Below are 17,795 nucleotides of genomic sequence, written 5' to 3' on the forward strand. Positions count from 1 at the left end.
ACTAATTCATGGGTAAGTTTATCATCAAAGAAGATTTCTGGGAGCTGTTTCCCCAGGCAGAAATAGCTATAATTCTGGCTAAAGGGATAAAAAACTCTATGGAGGATAATGAAGATATTTATCCTGACGTGATAGAAATGCTGGGAAAAAGCAACCAGGAGGCCAGAAAATTTCTTACGGAAGAAGTATTCAGCGAAAATAAGGTTATTTCAGTGTGGCGTAAAGCATATCAGCAGTTTAAAACAAAAAAGGGAGTTCGATGCTCTATTGAGGCTTTATTAAAAAGAGTTGATAAAGGGTCTGAGGTGGGACCAATCAATGCACTGGTAGATATTTACAACTCTGTGTCCCTTCGATATGGGCTACCTTGCGGAGGGGAAGATATAGATACTTTTGTGGGTGATATGATTTTAACCAAAGCAGATGGCACTGAACTTTTCCTGGCTTTAGGCGATGAAGAATATGAAAATGCTCTTCCGGGAGAAGTTGTCTACAAGGATGAGGAAGGTGTGGTATGCAGATGCTGGAACTGGAGGGACGGGCAAAGGACCATGCTTACAGAGGATACTGTAAATGCATTTTTAATCATAGAATCCGTAGATCCAGATAGAAGTCAGGATGTAAGAAAAGCCACAGAAGAACTTGCAGATCTTACAAAAAAGTTTCTAGGAGGAACTACGGAAATAACATATATGAATATTAATAACAGAGAATTAGTTATTAAGTAAGTATTTCATTTAATTCTAATATAAATTGATGTTAAAAATATGCTGGAACAAACTTCAAAAGTCTCATTTTGCAGGTTCCTATATCGCAATTTGCATTGAAAGCATCCACTAGTGGTCTGTAACTGAAGTCAGCGGAATGCTGAGCCACGAAGACGCCTTCCATGGAATCCACAATGTTTTGTTTGGTTTCAGATACTACAATGGCTGAATGAGCATATCTTTGAACATCTTCGTGGTAAAACTGAATAACATCCCCTTGTTCAACATCAACATCTAATTCAGTCCAGTGTTTCCCATTATTGTATCCTATGGCTCTGGGACCACTGCTGTCGTTATTGACCACATAATTCCAGAAATCTTCCACACGTATAAATGGCATTGATCCAAATTCCTCAAGAGATTTGAATTCAAGCCCATACCAAAGAGGGGTCTGACGATACATATTGGCAGCTCTGTTTCGGAGTGCTCTTATATCTTCAGGCCTTGACAGTGAATATCCATCTGTGCCCCCATATCCTGCCCAGATACATTGAGATATAAAGTTTGTGCAATCCTCTGTCATTCTTTTAAAAATTCTATTTTCAAATTTAGAACCAAATTGAATTCCATATCTGCTGGCATTTATTTTGTTATATTCTATCATATGTACCTCCATTATTTCATAAAGAATCTCATATATAATATTCCATGTTACCGGAATATGTGAAAACAAGGTTTATATGGATTGCAAGATAGCTCATATCTACTAGTATTCAGCGGATAAATATGGTATAATAACTATAAGTTTAAAAGTATGGTAATGAGGTGAATTTTGTTGAATAAAACCATTGAAAACAGAATAGAAAGAATTAACGGGACTATGGCGATTGAAGGCATGCCGCTGACCAGCGAAGACAGAAAAAGAATCGGAAGGCTTTTAGCTGGTAAAATCTCTTATGAAAAAGGAAAGGCTGAAATTATTGCTCAGATAAACCTAAGGAGAGCCCATAATGGAAGAAATCTATGATTATAGTTTTCAGGATGATAACCAATATTGTTATGCGGGCACCAATGTGCTCCGCAACAGATTTGACATTAAAGATTTAGAGGAATTGCATCAGGCTGAACGTGAATTAACAGCCTTTTCAATTGCTTATCTTGAATTGGATCCAATAAGTGGAAACCTTGATCTGAAGCATCTTCAGAAAATTCATCATGGAATATTTGAGGACATATATGACTGGGCGGGAAAATTTCGAAGAGTAAATATTTCAAAGGGCACTTTATTTTGTTTATATGAGAATATAGAAGAATTTGGAAATCAGATATTTAATCAACTGAAGGCTGAGAACTATCTCTTGAATTGCCCGGAGGATGCCTTTACGGAGAAACTTGCCTATTACTTTGGTGAGATCAACATGCTGCACCCTTTCAGAGAAGGAAATGGCAGAGCTCAGAGACTTTTTATACAGTATCTGGCAGGTATTTGTGGCTACGATGTACATTTTACAGGAATATCCCATCAGGAGATGATAGAGGCCAGTTTTTTAGCTGCGGACTGCGATTATACCATGTTAAAAGAATGTCTGGACAAAAACATTCAACCTATGACTATAGAAGAGCAGACTGAATTTATAAGAAATGTATGTGCAAAAGAATTGTGTACGTATGTATTAAACTTAGTGCAGAATAAACAGAACCAACCATAAAATAATTTGACTAAAAAGGCACCTAAGGGTGTCTTAATTTTGTGAAAAACAATCAAATTAAACTTGATAGCAGAGGTAGAAATAAATGAATACGTTTAAAGTAGAATTTTTCAGGCTGTATGACCGGAAAATAGCATCAGGAGAAATAAAATTCAGTGAACTGGGAATATCGAAAGAAGAGTTCACTATGTTATGTACTGACTCAGATTTTATATTTGGTGAAGATAAAGTCTCAGATTTATGTAAAAGAATGAAGCTGACTCAGGAAGAAACTGAAAGATTAAGGGGAAGCTTACAGAGCATTTAATTAATACATTCATCATACGATAGAATAAAGAAGGAGTTTCTCATGAAAAATATTAAAAATAATAATGAAAAAAAGAATCTAAGAAAATATGGATGGCAGGGTGCAGATGAAGTGCAAAAGTCTATGATAGGGGAGTTCTCAGAAGGGTATATGGATTTCCTTAACAGGGCTAAAACAGAACGGGAGTCTGTAAAGGAGATTGTAAGACTGGCGGAAGATGCAGGATTTGCAAATATATCACAAAAGAAAACTCTTGCCCCGGGAGACCGGGTATATGGTATAAATAAAGGAAAATCCGTTTTCCTTGCAGTTATAGGAACTCAAAGCTTACTGGAAGGTTTTCATGCAGTAGGAGCGCATATTGATGCCCCAAGGCTGGATTTAAAACAAAATCCTCTTTATGAAGATGGAGGTATGGCACTTTTTAAAACCCACTATTATGGGGGAATTAAAAAATATCAATGGACTACTACCCCTCTGGCCCTTCATGGTGTCGTAGCAAAGACAGATGGAACCATAGTGGATATAAAAATTGGAGAAGAGGAGGAAGATCCTGTTTTTCTTATTACTGATTTATTGCCTCATCTGTCAGGTAAACAGAATGCAAAGAAGTTCTCAGATGGTATTATAGCAGAGAATCTAAATATTGTAGTGGGATCCATGCCTCTTGAGGACTCGGAAGAAGAACCTGTGAAATCACAGATTCTGGCTATTTTAAAGGATAAATATGACATCGAAGAAGATGATTTCAGAAGTGCAGAAATAGAAGCAGTACCAGCAGTAAAAGCAAGGTCACTGGGATTTGATAAAAGTATGGTTGCCGCTTATGGACAAGATGACAGAGTCTGTGCGTATACAGGGTTGATGGCAATCCTCAATATGAAACAAACCGATAAAACGGCCGTGGGAATTTTTGCTGACAAAGAAGAGATTGGAAGTATGGGCAATACAGGCATGCATTCAAAAAACTTTGAATTATTTATGATGGACTTGCTGGAAAAGACAGGCATTGTACATCCTTATGCTATGCAGAGAATGTTTTCCGCTTCCTGTGCCCTGTCAGCAGATGTAACAGCCGCTTATGATCCGACCTTTTCAGAAGTAATGGAAAAAAATAATGCTTCAATGATGGGGAAAGGGGTAACCATCAAAAAATATACAGGTGCCAGAGGAAAATCGGGAGCATCCGATGCCAATGCTGAATTTGTAGGTTTTATAAGAGGAGTTTTTAAAAACGCCAGTGTTCATTATCAATCTTCTGAAATGGGTAAGGTTGATGAAGGAGGCGGCGGTACAATTGCTTACATACTGGCTGACAGGGGGATGGAAGTTCTGGATTGCGGCGTACCAATTCATTCCATGCATTCACCCTATGAATCGGCGAGTAAGTATGATATTTATATGGCATATCTGGGATATAAGGCGTTTTTAGAAAGTAAATAAATCATTTTAAGTGTATGAACGGAGGAAAACTTTAAGATGGAAGACAGAATTAAAAAAAGAGGCGATAGTGCTGTAAAGAAATTTAATCAATACGGAATAACCGCTCTGCTTTTAACAAAAGAAGCGGATATTCATTATATGACGGGGATTCCGGGAGATGATTGTGCCCTCTTGATTACTGAAAATAAGCGTTATATTATAACAGATTTCCGTTATATTGAGGCAGTTTCTGTTTTAAAACCAGAATTTGAAGTAGTGGTGACCAAACAGGGGTATGAACTGATTGATTTTATCAGAGAAATGAAGCTTGATAATATAGGTGTTCAGGATGAGCATCTTACTTTATGCGCATATAATGAATTCTGCACAGCGTTCCCAAGGGATAAAATTGTACCTGTAACTGGATTAACAGAGTCAATCCGTTTAATTAAAGATGAAGAAGAAATAAGTTTAATTGAGAAAGCAGAAGCTATTGGAGATCAGGCATTTGAGCATATATTAGGATTCTTGAAGCCGGGGGTTTCCGAAAAGAGAGTGGCTCTGGAAATCGAACACGCGATGAAACTCAATGGAGCAGATGGTTTTTCCTTCAGCACCATTTGTGTATCAGGGGTAAACTCTTCCAGGCCTCATGGTATCCCCAGTGATAAACTTCTGGAAGATGGTGACTTTTTAACCATGGACTTTGGATGCATTTATAATGGATATTGCAGCGATATGACAAGAACTGTGGCAATTGGCCATGCAAATGAGGAAATGGTGAAAGTATACAATACGGTTTTAGAAGCCCAGATTTACGCCTGTGAACATCTAAAGGCTGGAATGCATGTAAAAGATGGGGATTATCTTGCAAGAAAGATTATAGAAGATGCAGGATATGGGGAGTATTTTGGACATGGCCTGGGACACGGGGTCGGCCTGGAAATACATGAAGATCCTTTCCTGAGTTTCAGAGGTAATCATGTTTTAGAAGAAAATATGATTGTAACTATTGAACCAGGGATTTACCTTCCAGGAAAGTTTGGTGTGAGAATTGAAGACCTGGCCATTATTACTGCAGATGGGATTGACAATAAAACCCATTCCTCAAAGGAATTAATCATTATTAAATAAATCATTAACTGAATAAAAAGAAGGGTGAGGATATATAAGAATATTTTCACCTTTTATTTTTTATAAAATGAAATTTATGAAAAAAATTCTCGCATGTGACTATTATAAACAGATTAGCATATGTATAAGTGATTGAAAAAATTATAAGAATGAAAAACGGAGGGGAGGGTGATGAATCTTTGAGCCATAATAAATCAACAAAGTGGTGGATTTTCGCCATTACAAGTATGGCCAACCTGAGTGCTACTTTTGCCATGAACAGTGTGAATCTGGCACTTCCCATCATAGCAAAGGAATTTGGAGTTTCTCAGGGAGATGTCAGCTGGCTGACACTGATATATTCGCTGATTCCCTGCTGCATGCTTCTTATATGTGGCAAAATGGGGATTTGTACGGATATAAAAGACAATATATGGTTGGATTTGGTTTTTTCGCAATATCATCCTTTCTGGCTCCAGTTATTTCAAAAACACTTTTTGTCTTGTTCTTTTTCAGAGCATTACAGGGTCTTGGTTATAGCATCTTAATTTCCATAACTCAGGCAACAATTTCTAAAACTTTTGATGACAGGGAAAGGGGAAAGGCTCTTGGAATCAATTCAATTTTTGTATCAGTAGGGTTTGCGTCAGGTCCTACCATAGGTGGATTTTTATTATTACATTTTACATGGCATGCTGTTTTTTATTTTTCGATTCCTTTTTGTATAGCAGGCTTTATGGCAACTCTTCTGATTATGCCAGAAGATGTGCTTATTAATGACAAAGAGGATAAGCTAAAATTAGACTGGCCGGGGGGATTTTCTTTGCAATTTCTGTTGGTGCTCTGGCAGTAGGAATGAATTTCAGCGATGACTGGGGAATAAAATCCTGTTCTTTTACTTTATGCGTTGTCGTATTTGTTTTGATGATGGGGGTATTTATCTTTTGGGAAAAATCTGCAGCCGCACCTCTTATGCCATTAAAATTATTTCACAACCGGACCTTTTCACTGGCAAATGCTACTTGTGCATTGTCTTATATGACGCAACAGCTGACTGCATATCTTTTTCCTTTTTTTCTGATAAATATTTTGCTTATGGATACGGATAAGGCGGGACTGGTGTTGTTAGCTTCACCTATAGCTATGATGATTGCTTCACCTTTTGGGGGAGACTTCTCAGATAAATACGGAACAAAGAAACCAGCTGTGACCGGGCTGGTATTGATTGCATTAAATTGCATCCTGGTTGGATTTTTCAAAGAAAATATGAATATTCTACTGATTTTACTGGTGCTAATCATGGTAGGGGCGGGGAATGGATTCAGCGTATCAGCTATTAATTCTGCAATACTTGGTTCCGCACCAAAAGAATATTCCGGAGTGGCTTCCGGAATGCTGGCAACCATGAGAAATATAGGAAATACATTTGGAACAGCAGTTGGCAGTGCAATGCTGATTACCAGACAGGCTCATTATGCATCGCAATCAGAATTGAGCAAAAGTGTAATCTATTTATATGCACAAAGAGATACTTTTTTAGCAGGGCTGGGGATAACCCTGTTTGCCATAGTACTTGTCATGAAAATCCCCGAAAATAAACAGTAAATATACTTTTATATTTTTTACTGGGCTATTCTTACAGCACCACAGTAATTCAGGTTACTGGAAGAAAAGCTGCTGATTTTAACATGGTCTCCAGTCTGAGGAGAGTGGATAAACTTTCCGCCTCCAACATAAATTCCTACATGGCTGATGTTGGAGGAATTTGAGAAAAATATCAGGTCTCCTGGCTGAAGCTGTGATTTGTTCACTGTAGTACCGCAGCTATACTGGCTGGCAGAAGAATGGGGCAGAGATGCTCCGAAATTCTCATAGACGTACCGGGTAAAACCAGAACAGTCGAATCCTTCTGGGGTTGAACCCCCGTGACTGTAAGGAACACCAATAAACTTTTCAGCATAGGCAACAATCTGGCTGCCAGAAGCGCTTATAGAAAGAGATCTTTTCTGACCTCTGGTGGCAACATACACAGGCTCTGATTTAGTACCTTTTAACGCAATCTGAGTCTGAGGTTCAGCTGTTGTAATGGATTTAATTATTTTTGTTGCAGTAATCGTTCCATTTTCTTTTGTAATTTCTGAAGTGACATTTTGGAACCATATACACCAGCAGTTTTTATTTTAATTTCACCCTTATAGAGGGAACCTGATTCTTCATAGACTGTGTTAAAATCGATTTTTTCTGTTGAAGAGACTAATTCCCGGGTCTGAACGGTAACATAGGGTTTAAGGGCATATAAATTAAGCTGCTGCCCAATTTTTATCTGATTTGGATCAAAACCTGGATTGGCTTTTTCCAGTTCATCTACTGTAGTACCATTTTCAGAGGCAATGCCCCATATGGTATCTCCGTCCTTTACGGTATAAGATTCAGGCTTCTTTTCACCGGAAAGAAGTACAAGTACGGCTTTATCAGGCTTTACAAGATCAGATACATGTATAGCTGCCTGAGTAATCATAACCTTTTCTTTAAAATTGGAAGCAATTACATTGCTGTCTTTAGTCAGAAAGTGATTTTTTACATTGGCTAGAACAGTTTGGGCCTCTTTTTTAGATGTTACTGCAGCAACTGTTTTGCCACTGATATTAATAGCCCATCCCTTTAATGTGCATATATCTGAAGCAAGGATTTTTTTCTCTAACTTTTTAACGGTTAGAGGTGTTACTGCTTTTTTATCCAAATCAGTTGGTTCACAACTAATTTTATCCGTATTAACTGAAATCTGGGCATTTTTATTTTTATAATCTTTTTTTATCTGTTTTAGGGTGTCATTGATGACAGATTTGTCTGTTATATATCCAGATTTTTTACCAGCGATTAATACTTGATATACATCAGGAGTGGATAGTGTGATTAGAATAGTACTTAGAATAGTACATAGAATTATGCCTGATAAAATAGAAATTTTAGTACGTTTATTTAATTGGGTGATTTTATTATTTATAAGAAATTTATGCTCATTTAAAAATTGTTTTATATTCATTCTGAACCTCATTTATTTAATAGATTGTATTATAATACTATATTGTTGCTTACGAATCAATATAATATCATGAAAAATTCTGAAAAATGCAAAGAGATTATTCACATAAACGTTGAAAATCAAATGAATTACAAGGAAAAAATAAATTTTAAGAGGATAGATCTTTGATAAAGAATAATGATTAATTTGCTGTATGTACAAAGAAAAAATTTACTATTTTTGAGTTTTGACAAATGAGGAATAATCTTTTAAACTGTATAAGTCATGGAATAACGCATAAAAAGAAAAGGAAAAATGGGATGACAAGAAATAGAAAAATTATTGTGTTTTTAGTGTTTGTATTTGCATTATTTATCGCCAGAGAAATCGTTTATAATATTTCTTATCCGATGCTGTATAAGGATTATGTAATGAAGTATTCTAGAGAATATAATATTGATCCGTACTTTTTGATGGCTGTGATTAAAACAGAAAGCAAATTTGATAAGGATGCCACGTCGCATAAAGGGGCGATTGGTCTCATGCAGCTGACAGGTTCAACTGCTGAGTGGATAGCCGAATCTATGAGTGTGGAAGGATTTAACAGAACTGATTTATATAATCCAGAATTAAACATCAAAATGGGATCCTGGTATATTGATAATATCAGAAAAGAATTTGGGTCTACAGAACTGATTTTGGCTGCTTACAATGCAGGCAGAGGTAATGTAAACAAATGGATCAGTAATTCATTGATATCTGAAGATGGAGAAGATATTGATAACATCCCCTATAGTGAAACAGTCAAATACATAAAAAAGGTTAAATTGAACGAGAAAATATATAGGATTCTATATAGAATAAATTAAGAGATTATATGTATTTTTTAAAAGCTGTCTGATAAAATAGATAGCTTTTTTATTTTTATGATATTGATAAATAGTGAAAAAAATGGTAAAGTCAGATTGCAGTTAGCTTATACTAATTCTTCATTTTGATTGTATGAATAAATCATGATAAAAAGAAAGAGAGATTGATGATGATAAATACATTATTATGGGCGACAGGGGGAACGGCATTTACTTTTTCAATGACAACACTTGGCGCGGCCATGGTTTTTTTATTCAGAAATAATATGAACAGAAAGGTTCAGAAAATATTTCTGGGATTTGCAGCTGGGGTTATGATTGCCGCTTCTGTGTGGAGCCTGCTGATTCCGGCAATTGAAGAAGCAGAAGCCAATGGTCAGGTGGGATGGATTCCTGCAGCAGGAGGATTTATTCTTGGCATATTTTTTTTATATGGGCTGGATAAATGGATTCCCCATATGCATCCAGGTACCAATGTAACAGAAGGAATTTCTTTATCAATGAAAAGGACTTCCTTATTGGTACTGGCTGTTACCCTGCATAATATACCAGAAGGTATGGCTGTTGGACTCTCTTTTGCTCTGGCAGCACAGCATGGCTCTGGTGATTATCTGCCGGCTATGATGCTGGCTTTAGGAATTGGCATACAGAATTTCCCCGAAGGAGCTGCCATATCTCTTCCTTTACGTCAGGAAGGTGTAAGCGTAAAAAAGTCATTTGTCATGGGTAGTCTGTCTGGCATAGTGGAACCGATTTTTGGAATATTATCTGTACTGGTTGCCTGGCTGATTTTACCTTATATGCCGTGGCTTTTATCTTTTGCTGCTGGCGCCATGATGTATGTAGTGGTAGAAGAATTAATTCCAGAAGCTCATCTGGGGGAACATTCAAATGTTGGAACCATGGGCGTAATGTCCGGATTCCTTCTTATGATGATTCTGGATGTAGCTTTAGGATGAAATTTATATTAATTAAATAAGAAAACAGAAAAAGAGACAGGCTCGGGGTTATTCTGCCACCAGCCTGTCTCTGCTGTTTTTTGAAAAGCCATATGGTTATTGACAACCGATTACAGTTAGCATATACTAACTGATGAAATGTAGAAATTGAAACAAGAAGAAGGTAATAAAAATGAGTAATGAAATGAAATCACTTTTTTACGGAATTGTATCCTTTACAGCAATAATCTTAATTTTGTATGTATTGACCATTATAAAAACTACCTTAAAAAAATATATCCGGAATCATTATATCAGGAGGTGATTTTGATGCAGCCCACATCACTGGAAAAGTCATTATATGGAGATGATGTAAAAATCCTAAGCCGCAGGGATGACATGGCGGTCTATCTGGTGACAGACAAAACTGGAAGTGCTAAAATGACCAGCTATCAGGTATTTGAAGGAATCGACATCATATACAATGATGTACATATGCAAAAAGTTCACATTGATATAAAACCTTCCCAGGAAATGTTTGAGATTAATCACTGCAATGAGGGGCGGATTGAATGTGAGTTCCATAATGGAGATTATTTATATATGGCTGAAGGAGATTTTTCTGTAAACCGGAAAGACGGATACTGTCATAAGTCTTATTTTCCCTTATCCCACTATCATGGGGTTTCCATTGCCATCACACCTAAAACAGCTCAAAAAGAAATTGATTGTCAATTTGGTGAAAATAAAATTAACATAGAAAAAATCTGCAATAGTTTATGCGGCAGGAAAGGTTTTTTTCTTGCACGACAAAGAGAACGAATCAAACATATTTTTTTTGAACTGTATTGTGTTCCAGAGCAAATTAAAAAGGATATTTTCAAATTAAAAGTACTAGAAATAATATTGATTTTAAGCACGTTAGAAGGGGAATATCCTGAACAGAAAACTTATTTTCCTAGAATGCAAGTTGAAAAGATTAAATCAATACACAAACAGATTACGGAGCACTTAGATAAAAAATATACATTGGAACAGCTTGCAAAAGAACATGACATTGCATTAACTTCAATGAAGAACTGTTTTAAAGGCGTATTTGGAAGTGGTATCTATGCTTATGTAAAAAAGTATCGAATGCATGCGGCTGCACAAATGCTGCTGGAAACAGATCATAACGTTTTAGAAATTGCCAACTGTGTAGGATATGAAAATGGCAGTAAATTTGCTGCAGCGTTTAAAGACATAATCGGAGTCAGTCCTAGTGTGTTCAGAGAAAGTAAAAACGGATATTATATTTGAGGAGCCATTTTTTTAAGGGGTTATATTAATTGTCTGAATGGATTAGCAAATGCTGATTTGGAGTAGATAACAGATCTAAATGGAATTAAAATAAACAGGAAATAAAAAAATAAGCACCTATGAGAGGTGCTTTTAAAAACATAATGGGTTAGCGATAGCTAACGTGCGGAGGTGTCATAATTTGAAAGAAAAGAAAAAAAGAATCCTTGATTTTGCGGGGAAGTATAAATACCTGACTTATCTTGGATGTATACTATCGGGTATCAGTTCTATACTGGTTCTGGTACCGTTTATCTGTATATGGAAAATAGCATATGAAATACTAAAGGTATTGCCTGATGTAACCGGGGCATCCAATCTTACTTATTACGGGTGGGTTGCAGTTATTTTTTCACTGGCCGGGATTTTTATTTATTGTGCAGCTCTGATGTGCACTCATATCGCAGCATTCCGAACAGCCAGAAATATGAGAAGTCAGGCATTGCATCATATGTTAAAGCTTCCTATGGGATATTTTGACTTAAACGGAACCGGAAAATTGAGACGTATTATTGATGAAAGTTCAGGACAGACAGAAACATTCCTTGCGCATATCCTTCCAGATCTGGCAGGAGCCTTAGTAACTCCTGTGGCAATGCTAGTGATGCTTCTGGCTTTTGACTGGAGGATGGGGATAATCAGTCTGATTCCAATTGTAATCAGTGTAATTCTTATGCGGCAAATGATGGGCAATAATATGGCTAATGCTATGAAGGAGTACCAGAATGCTCTTGAAGATATGAATAATGAAGCAGTTGAATATGTTAGAGGAATACCAGTAGTTAAAACTTTTGGACAGACTGTTTTTTCATTTAAAAATTTTTATGAAGCAATCATACGATATAAAAGATGGGCAGTTAATTATACTATCAGTCTGCGTGTCCCAATGTGCAACTTTACGATTGCAGTAAATTGTGTTTTTGCTCTGTTAATACCTGCAGGAGTTTTATTAATAGGGTCTACAGTTAATCCAGAAAAGTTTTTGTCAGATTTTATTTTTTACTGTATCTTTACTCCAATTCTTACTGTTGTAATGAATAAAGTAATGTTTTCCAGTGAGAATCTTATGCTTGCTAAAGATGCTGCTAACAGAATCAACAGTATACTGGAGGAAGAAATTCAGGAGCAGCCAGCAGATGGTGATATAAAACTGCCAGCAGGCTCAGATATAGAGTTTCACGATGTAACATTTTCATACCCAGGGGCAGAGCGTGCTGCAGTTGAGCATTTATCCTTTTGTATAAAAGAAGGAACTACAGTAGCCCTGGTGGGCCCTTCTGGAGGTGGAAAAACTACAGTAGCGTCACTTATTCCGCGGTTTTTTGATGCTGACCTGGGTGAAATTACTATAGGAGGCGTTGATGTCAAGAGAATTCCAATAAAAGAACTGATGAATAAAGTGTCATTTGTATTTCAAAATACAAATTTATTTAAAATCAGTTTATTTGAAAATATAAAATTTTCAAAGCAAAATGCAACAAAAAAGCAGATATTAAGTGCTGCAACAGCTGCTCAGTGTGATGAAATATTTAACAAAATGCCAGAAGGGATAAATACCATTGTAGGAAGCAAGGGGACTTATCTGTCCGGAGGAGAAGCACAGCGTATTGCTCTGGCAAGGGCAATTTTAAAAGATTCTCCCATTGTTTTACTAGATGAGGCCACAGCATTTGCTGATCCGGAAAATGAGTATAAAATTCAGCAGGCATTTGAAGTACTTACCAAAAATAAAACCGTATTGATTATTGCTCACAGGCTTTCTACTGTAAGGCATGCGGATCAGATTCTGGTTATTGAGAACGGTCATATAAAAGAAAAAGGAAACCATGAACAATTATTGAGTCAGGAAGGACTATATTACAGAATGTGGGAAGAGTATCAGACATCTATAGAATGGAAAGTAAAAGAGGGGACGGTGAATGCATTATGATTCAATTTTTGAGAAATAAATTTGCATTAAGTGAAAAAGGAGCAAAAGATTTGCTGAAAGCAATCTTTGCATGCACCTTAACAGATTTGAGTTTTATGTTTCCTGTAGGACTTTTATATATGGTGGTAAAAGCCTTAAGTATCTCTTATACAGGGGGAATAGATAAAGTCCTGCCGGTTTATGTGTATATTGCTATATCTGTTTTACTTCTGGGCATAATCTGGATTTGTGAGCGGAGACAATATAACGCTACTTTTCTGGCTTCTTATGAAGAAAGTGCAGAACAGAGAATTTCCATAGCTGAAAAATTACGAAAAATTCCCCTTTCTTTTTTCGGAAAGAAGGACTTATCTGATCTGACAACTACAATTATGTCAGACTGTGCAGGAGTGGAAACAGCATTTTCACATTTCATACCAGAGCTCTTCGGGGCCATTATATCGTTGCTGTTTGTGAGCATTGGATTATTCCTGTGTGGATGGAAACTGGCGGTATCATTATTGTGGGTAGTCCCAGTAGCTTTTGCCATTACTATTCTGGGAAGAAAACAACAAGACAAAGTTAATAAACTACATGAAGATTCAAAACTGGAGCGGGCAGACAGTATTCAGGAGTGTCTTGAAACAGTCCGGGAAATAAAGGCAAATAATCAGTCTGAAAGTTATCTGGCCAAGTTAGACCAGATATTAAAAGAGTCAGAAAGAATTAATATTTCTGCAGAATTGAATACGGCAATATTTGTTATTTCTTCTCAAATGATGCTAAGAGTGGGAATTGCTACACTGATTCTTGTGGGAGCAAGTCAGATACTAACAGGAAATGCAGATTTTCTAACTTTACTAGTTTTTCTTATTGCAGCTTCCCGGGTTTTTGATCCATTGGCAATTGCGTTGCAGAATCTGGCAGCTATTTTTTCTACAGAACTTAAGATTAATCGAATGAAAGAGATTGAAAATGAAAAAATACAGATGGGAGAAAATCAACCTGAATTTTCCTGCTACGATATTTGTTTTGAACATGTGGATTTCTCCTATGATTCCAAAGATACAGAGAAAAAAGATAAAGTATTGGATGGTATAAGTTTTACTGCAAAGCAAGGAGAAGTCACAGCACTGGTAGGACCTTCCGGTGGGGGAAAGAGTACCGTCTCAAAGCTGGCAGCCCGTTTCTGGGATATACAGTCCGGAAAGATTACTGTTGGAGGTAACGACATTTCCCAGATAGAACCAGAAGAACTATTGAAAAATTATGCCATAGTTTTTCAGGATGTAGTTTTATTTAACAATACTGTTATGGAAAACATACGGCTTGGGAGGCGTGGTGCAACAGATGAAGAAGTTCTCAAAGCGGCTGCAATGGCCATGTGTGATGAATTTATTCAAAAAATGCCAAATGGATACCAGACCATAATTGGAGAGAACGGCTCAGCTCTTTCCGGTGGTGAAAGACAGAGAATTTCCATAGCCAGGGCCTTGCTGAAAGATGCGCCTATTGTACTGCTGGATGAAGCAACGGCATCACTGGATGTGGAAAATGAATCTAAAGTTCAAAAGGCCATATCCAGACTGGTAAAGAATAAGACTGTACTGGTGATTGCCCATAGGATGAGAACCATTGCTGGAGCAGATCATATCGTTGTTCTGAATGAAGGCAGAGTTCACGAGGAAGGAACCCATGAAGAATTACTGAAATCCAGAGGAATATACAATAAATTGTGGAATTTACAGACAAAATCAGCTGAATGGACGTTATAGCTGAAAAAACATAGAAAAATACCGCTGAATGGTAACATCAGCGGTATTTATTTTATAGTATTTAACGGAGATTCAACTGGGTATTGGCTATGATATTTAAAAGAAGTTTTTTACTGAAAAATATGCAAGAACTGCAATACCTAATATGATTCGATACCAACCAAAAACCTGAAAATTGTGCTTCTTTATGTAGCCCATCAGGAATTTGATTGCCAATATGGATACGAAAAATGCTACAACTGTGCCTGTAAGCAGAATAGCCATTTCCATACCTGTAAAATGGAAACCAAACTTTAATATCTTTAACAGGCTGGCACCAAACATTACCGGAATGGCCAGATAAAAAGTGAACTCTGCGGCAACAGTTCTGGATGTTCCGATTAAAATTGCTCCAAGGATTGTTGCGCCGGAACGGGAAGTGCCGGGTATTAAAGCAAGCAACTGGAATATACCAATCAGCAGTGCTGTCTTATAGGTAATCTGAGAAATTGTCTTGATTTGAGCAACTTTGTTTCGATTTCTTGCTTCAATTAAAATAAATAAAATACCATATAAAATTAAAGTGACGGATACAGTCTGATAATTAAAGAACAGTGCTTCAATCTGGTCATCAAACAAAAATCCAATAATTGCTGCAGGTACGCAGGCAACAAATATCTTAAACCATATGGTAATAATATCCTTTTGAATAACAGACCTTTTGCTAAAGGATATGGGATTTAGTTTCCTCCAATATAAAACCACAACAGCCATGATTGCTCCCAGCTGGATAACAACCAGAAACATTTCCTTAAAAGCAGCAGATGTGTTAAGTTTTAAAAATTCATCTACCAGAATCATATGTCCGGTACTGCTGATAGGAAGCCATTCTGTAATGCCCTCAACAATACCTAAGATAATAGCTTTTAATATTTCAATAAATTCCATAAGTTTAATTTTCCTCCTAATCCTGTTTTATTGCTGAAAAAGCCAATAGCTGCATAGAACCCCTTCTAAACATGCCTTATTATTTTAACATAAAAATTTACATAATCAAATAATATATGATGATAATTTCAATACAAAAGCAAGGTTTTTTAATACCTTGCTTTGGACTTCCATTATTTGTTTTTTAATTCATCTACTATGGTGTGTTCTGTTAACTCAGACAGATTTTCTATTTTACGATTTACCATCAACTGAAAACAGTTAGGCAGATGTTCCTGGTGAGCTCTATGTATGGCAACGCACTCTAAGCATTTCCCATGATATTTACAGGGCTTTTGACAGGAACAGTGGTCCTGTGTCTTTATAGCCTCATGCAGGTCTTTGATAAACTCATCCTGAATTTTAAGGCCTTCGTTCCTTTCCCCACGGTGAAAAGCTTCCATGGCTTCTTTTTCTTTTAGATTTCCATCGATTAACATTCTAACCCTCTTTTCTTGCTTATATATTGAATTTTAACATGTCCATTGAATAACTTATTTTTATTACAATTCATAAAGATTGAACTAGCTATCTGCTGCAAGAGTACATAACCAGTCGTTATACACCTTGATTAACTGATTTCTTTTTGTAACTTCCATTTTATGATATATGTTGTGAACGTGAGTTTTAACAGTACCAATTGAAATAAAAAGAATATCACTGATTTCCTGATTGCTTTTATCTTCTAAAAGGTATTTTAAAATATCCTGCTCTCTGGATGTTAGGTTGTGCATTTTAACGAACTGATAGAAATAATCATGATCTGCAGGCTTATCCATAGGGGCAGGTATATAAGTTGAATTGTCAGCTTGCAGCTCTTTAGATAAAAGGCAGATAACAAATAAACAATAAATAATACTTAAAATGTCTTCTGTAACACTTCTATTATTGATTTTTACCAAAAGGTTTGTATAAATATCAAAATTAAATATTACGATACTGTCTTCTATAACGATTAAAAAGGAGAACAAAAGAGTACATAAAAGAATTTTCCTATAATGCTTGATAAATGGAAGGTCTTTTGATATTTTCTTTTGTTTTTTTATAGTTAAAAGTCCATTTGTACTGATATACAAGGTGAAAAGCTGATATGGAAGATAATAAAGCCAAACCATCAGGGCACTGTCCGGCAGTAAAGGGACAAACAAATCCCATAGGGCTAAAGAAAACAGTACGATTCCATCCAATACAGAGACAGTTTTCTGTAGAATCTGTGCATTAATCTTGGTAATGCAAATGGAGGTTACTATGACGATTACTGTTTTAAATGCGGGAACAGACATAAACGAAGTGTTATATCCTTTTGAAAAATCATTAAGAAATTCTGTCATATAGATGACAGTGTTATCGAAAATATAAAATAAAAACAGAATGGTAAGGTAAAAACAGAATGGATATTTTTTTATGCGATAGGTGATAAAACTGTAAATCATAGAGGTTCCGTAAAGTAGAAGTAATGCTATGTTATATAAAAAAATAATGATGTCCATTCAGTATTTCTCCCTCCTGCCATTATAGGTTTAGTATAGCGTAAGAAGAAAATGAATACAAGATTATTTCAATAAACTCAACTAAACTCTGGGTATAATGCGAAAAGTTTAGAAAAGTTTATACGAAAAGTTTACAGGAGATATAAGAGTTATAAAAAAATCCTCCTTTTCAACCGGGGTAATCAAGATTATGGTCAAGTCACCAGGCAGGGACACGAAAATATATAAAT

19 protein-coding genes and 1 pseudogene are annotated in these 17,795 nt (G+C 36.2%); 14 read left to right on the forward strand and 6 right to left on the reverse strand.

Annotated features, from left to right (window positions below):
• Nucleotides 1–8: 8 nt before the first annotated feature.
• Nucleotides 9–728, forward strand: a complete 720-nt coding sequence (locus Ami3637_RS15430; RefSeq protein WP_162363341.1) for a B3/B4 domain-containing protein — start codon at nt 9–11, stop codon at nt 726–728.
• A 31-nt stretch (nt 729–759) separates the two neighbouring features.
• Here the strand turns inward: Ami3637_RS15430 and Ami3637_RS15435 are convergent, their stop codons facing one another.
• Nucleotides 760–1,371, reverse strand: a complete 612-nt coding sequence (locus Ami3637_RS15435; protein ID WP_162363342.1) for an amidase domain-containing protein — start codon at nt 1,369–1,371, stop codon at nt 760–762.
• Between the two features lie 168 nt (nt 1,372–1,539).
• On the opposite strand from Ami3637_RS15435, the gene Ami3637_RS15440 reads away from it, so the two are divergent.
• The 8 genes from Ami3637_RS15440 to Ami3637_RS17705 all read left to right on the forward strand — a co-directional run bounded on the left by Ami3637_RS15440 (nt 1,540) and on the right by Ami3637_RS17705 (nt 6,863).
• Complete coding sequence (locus Ami3637_RS15440; protein ID WP_162363343.1) at nt 1,540–1,734, forward strand: hypothetical protein; 195 nt, start codon at nt 1,540–1,542, stop codon at nt 1,732–1,734.
• Nucleotides 1,718–2,416 carry a Fic/DOC family protein gene (locus tag Ami3637_RS15445; RefSeq protein ID WP_162363344.1) on the forward strand — a complete coding sequence of 233 codons (699 nt, stop codon included), beginning with the start codon at nt 1,718–1,720 and terminating at the stop codon, nt 2,414–2,416. Before Ami3637_RS15440 ends, Ami3637_RS15445 begins: the two co-directional genes overlap by 17 nt.
• A gap of 85 nt (nt 2,417–2,501) precedes the next feature.
• Nucleotides 2,502–2,723 carry a hypothetical protein gene (locus Ami3637_RS15450; RefSeq protein ID WP_162363345.1) on the forward strand — a complete coding sequence of 74 codons (222 nt, stop codon included), beginning with the start codon at nt 2,502–2,504 and terminating at the stop codon, nt 2,721–2,723.
• A 42-nt stretch (nt 2,724–2,765) separates the two neighbouring features.
• Complete coding sequence (locus tag Ami3637_RS15455; RefSeq protein ID WP_162363346.1) at nt 2,766–4,166, forward strand: aminopeptidase; 1,401 nt, start codon at nt 2,766–2,768, stop codon at nt 4,164–4,166.
• 36 nt (nt 4,167–4,202) lie between these two features.
• Complete coding sequence (locus Ami3637_RS15460; RefSeq protein WP_162363347.1) at nt 4,203–5,279, forward strand: M24 family metallopeptidase; 1,077 nt, start codon at nt 4,203–4,205, stop codon at nt 5,277–5,279.
• Nucleotides 5,280–5,458: 179 nt separating this feature from the next.
• Nucleotides 5,459–5,806 carry a hypothetical protein gene (locus Ami3637_RS17695; RefSeq protein WP_243158196.1) on the forward strand — a complete coding sequence of 116 codons (348 nt, stop codon included), beginning with the start codon at nt 5,459–5,461 and terminating at the stop codon, nt 5,804–5,806.
• Entirely contained in the window at nt 5,692–6,111 is a 420-nt protein-coding gene (locus Ami3637_RS17700) for an MFS transporter (RefSeq protein ID WP_243158187.1), read from the forward strand. The genes Ami3637_RS17695 and Ami3637_RS17700 overlap by 115 nt, the downstream gene beginning before the upstream one ends.
• Before the next feature lie 2 nt (nt 6,112–6,113).
• Entirely contained in the window at nt 6,114–6,863 is a 750-nt protein-coding gene (locus tag Ami3637_RS17705) for an MFS transporter (protein ID WP_243158043.1), read from the forward strand.
• A gap of 17 nt (nt 6,864–6,880) precedes the next feature.
• Here the strand turns inward: Ami3637_RS17705 and Ami3637_RS15470 are convergent, their stop codons facing one another.
• A complete protein-coding gene (locus tag Ami3637_RS15470; protein ID WP_162363348.1) occupies nt 6,881–7,288 on the reverse strand; it encodes a C40 family peptidase in 408 nt (135 codons plus the stop codon).
• A gap of 69 nt (nt 7,289–7,357) precedes the next feature.
• A pseudogene (locus tag Ami3637_RS15480) lies at nt 7,358–8,313 on the reverse strand (LysM peptidoglycan-binding domain-containing protein); the annotation flags it as partial.
• Between the two features lie 287 nt (nt 8,314–8,600).
• On the opposite strand from Ami3637_RS15480, the gene Ami3637_RS15485 reads away from it, so the two are divergent.
• From Ami3637_RS15485 to Ami3637_RS15505, 5 genes are all read left to right on the forward strand, one after another.
• On the forward strand, nt 8,601–9,149 hold the full coding sequence (locus tag Ami3637_RS15485; RefSeq protein ID WP_162363350.1) for a lytic transglycosylase domain-containing protein: 549 nt from the start codon (nt 8,601–8,603) through the stop codon (nt 9,147–9,149).
• Nucleotides 9,150–9,370: 221 nt separating this feature from the next.
• A complete protein-coding gene (locus Ami3637_RS15490) occupies nt 9,371–10,108 on the forward strand; it encodes a ZIP family metal transporter (protein WP_330586698.1) in 738 nt (245 codons plus the stop codon).
• A 309-nt stretch (nt 10,109–10,417) separates the two neighbouring features.
• On the forward strand, nt 10,418–11,386 hold the full coding sequence (locus Ami3637_RS15495; RefSeq protein ID WP_162363792.1) for a helix-turn-helix domain-containing protein: 969 nt from the start codon (nt 10,418–10,420) through the stop codon (nt 11,384–11,386).
• A gap of 181 nt (nt 11,387–11,567) precedes the next feature.
• Nucleotides 11,568–13,355, forward strand: a complete 1,788-nt coding sequence (locus tag Ami3637_RS15500; protein WP_243158044.1) for an ABC transporter ATP-binding protein — start codon at nt 11,568–11,570, stop codon at nt 13,353–13,355.
• Nucleotides 13,356–13,363: 8 nt separating this feature from the next.
• Nucleotides 13,364–15,109 (forward strand): ABC transporter ATP-binding protein, encoded by a 1,746-nt coding sequence (locus Ami3637_RS15505; protein ID WP_330586699.1) that lies wholly within the window; start codon nt 13,364–13,366, stop codon nt 15,107–15,109.
• A gap of 96 nt (nt 15,110–15,205) precedes the next feature.
• Here Ami3637_RS15505 and Ami3637_RS15510 read toward each other — a convergent pair whose 3' ends face one another.
• The 3 genes from Ami3637_RS15510 to Ami3637_RS15520 form a co-directional block, all read right to left on the reverse strand.
• Complete coding sequence (locus Ami3637_RS15510; protein WP_162363353.1) at nt 15,206–16,036, reverse strand: undecaprenyl-diphosphate phosphatase; 831 nt, start codon at nt 16,034–16,036, stop codon at nt 15,206–15,208.
• A gap of 173 nt (nt 16,037–16,209) precedes the next feature.
• On the reverse strand, nt 16,210–16,515 hold the full coding sequence (locus Ami3637_RS15515; protein ID WP_162363354.1) for an LPS biosynthesis protein: 306 nt from the start codon (nt 16,513–16,515) through the stop codon (nt 16,210–16,212).
• Between the two features lie 84 nt (nt 16,516–16,599).
• Nucleotides 16,600–17,565 (reverse strand): response regulator transcription factor, encoded by a 966-nt coding sequence (locus tag Ami3637_RS15520; RefSeq protein ID WP_162363355.1) that lies wholly within the window; start codon nt 17,563–17,565, stop codon nt 16,600–16,602.
• Nucleotides 17,566–17,795: the final 230 nt, after the last annotated feature.

The sequence above is a fragment of the Aminipila terrae genome, assembly GCF_010120715.1.
GTDB lineage: Bacteria > Bacillota > Clostridia > Peptostreptococcales > Anaerovoracaceae > Aminipila > Aminipila terrae.